Here is a 2,216-nt window from a genome sequence, read left to right as displayed (position 1 = left end):
TCAATTTTTGATGCAGTGATTTACTGGTAGGGGGATAGGAACCTAAATTTAATTTCTTGTAGTCGGGAACTTTATAATTTGGCAGACCGAGAAAATCAAAGACTCGTTTCATCATGGTTATTGGAGTTCGATAAAATTCTTCTGTGGGCAAAATTAGAATTTGTTCTTGAGGAAATATTCTCATCCAATTGTGGATAAAATCTATGTATATGCCAGTGCCTAAATAATATAATCCATGATGCCAATAACTACTGTCTAAGGGAGAATTTTTATAAATCATTTGCCAATTTTCTAATTCTTCGTTTAATGCTGTTTCTAAAGGACGATTTTCTCTATTTATCCTTCGCCAATGATAGTAGTGAGAAATAGCTCTATCTAAAGGGTTTCTCAACATAATTATTAATTTGATTTTGGGAAAGTAATTAAATATTCTGTCTGGTGCTTCCCAATTTCCTAAATAACTAGGACTTGCTTCTCCAGTTATTAAATTTTCATGGTTTGGAATGGCAGGAAAATGAGAGAGATACCAATTTATTCCTTTGTCAAAGTTCATCGACCAAAAATTTATTTCTTTGACAACAGGGGATAAAATTTGAGGATGTTGGATGAGATAACTAAATAAGGAGGTCGTTCCTCCTTTTCCTACTCCAATAATTAGAAAGTTAGGATTTTGAATGTCTGTAAAATTCCACTGTTTTTGGTAAAGGGAGGGGTAAGATTTTAAAGTTTGTTGGTAACAAGCAGTTTGGTAACAAATAATTGCTTCATCTATTTGATTCTGTTTTGTCAGAATTTCTCCGAGATTTATATAGGACAAATATGAATCTGGATTTTGCTGAATAAACTGTCGATATAAATTGACTACTTCATCTAATTTTCCGCAACGCTCTAAAGTGTGCCATAAATTATAATTTGACCAGGATAATTCAGGGTTAAGTTCTACAGCACGCAGATAAACAATAGCAGCTTCATCCCACTTTTGTTGTTGAATAAAAGCATCTCCTAAAAATTGATAAATTTCAGAAATATTAGGTTGAATAGAAATAGCTTTTTGATAAGAGGCGATAGCTTCATCTAATCTTTGTTGTTTTACTAGGGTATTTCCTAAATAATTCCATAGCCAATAGTTATGAGGATTTTTTTCAATTTCTTGGCGGTAGATTTTTTCTGCTTTTTCCCATTTATCTTGTTTGAGAAACAAATTCCATAAACATAAATGAGGTCTATCTATTTCTGGATTAAGTTCTATTGCTTTTAAGTAACTGGTAATTGCTTGGTCTGATTTTCCTGTAGTTTCTAGAACATCTCCTAATGAATTATAAGACCAATAATAGTTAGGATTAATTTCTATGGCACGATGGTATGCTGTTATGGCTTCTGACCAATTTTCTAATTTTACTAAAGTATCTCCTAATGAGTTATGAGACCAATAAGAATTAGGATTAATTTTGATGGCTTGATGATATTTGGTAATGGCTTCTGTTTCTCTTTGTTGTTTGAATAAAACTTCTCCTAAATTATGGTGAGCAGAGTAAATCTTGGGATTGATTTCTATAGCTTTTTGTAGAGTTATCTCTGCTTGGTCTAATTTACCTAATTTAATTAAAGTTTCTCCTAATTTATTGTGAGACCAATAAGAATTAGGATTAATTTTTATAGCTTTTTGGTAAGCAGTTACCGCTTCATGTAAATTATCTTGTTGAGTCAGTGCTTCTCCTAATTTTTCGTAAGATAAATAAAAATCAGAATTTAGTTTAATTGCCTGTCTAAATGCTGTAGTTGCTAAATCCCATTTTGATAGTTGTATAAAAGTCTCTCCCAGTTTCTGATATGACCAAGAAAAATCAGGGTTAAGTTCTATAGCACGTTGATATGCTGTAACAGCTTTTTCCCACTGTTGAAGTTTCATTAATGCCTCCCCTAATTTGTGATAAAACCAGGAAAAATTAGGATTAAGTTGAATGGCATTTTGGTAAATAGTAATAGCCTGTGAAAAATTTCCTTCTTGGAGGTAAATATCTCCCAAATTTTGGTAAATTCCCCAATCTTCAGGTTGAAGTTCTAGAACTTTTTCATAACAGGCGATCGCTGATTCTATTTTGCCTTGGGATAAATAAGTTTCTGCCTGTTTTTGGTATTGCAATACTATTGTTTGTAAGTCTGTATTTGAGGACATAATTTTAGATGAGTCAGAAGGAAGAAGGAAGAAGGAAGAA

At 32.2% G+C, this 2,216-nt stretch carries 1 protein-coding gene; it reads right to left on the bottom strand.

The annotated features are described in order from the left end of the window. Positions 1-2,176: tetratricopeptide repeat-containing sulfotransferase family protein (locus AC3DU7_RS31765; protein ID WP_488043214.1), on the bottom strand; the 2,176-nt coding region annotated here is incomplete at its 3' end. Positions 2,177-2,216 lie beyond the last annotated feature (40 nt).

It is taken from the genome of Okeania sp. (assembly GCF_983059655.1).
The sequence above is the reverse complement of the archived record's forward strand: the minus strand, read 5'-3'. Positions and strand labels throughout refer to the sequence as shown.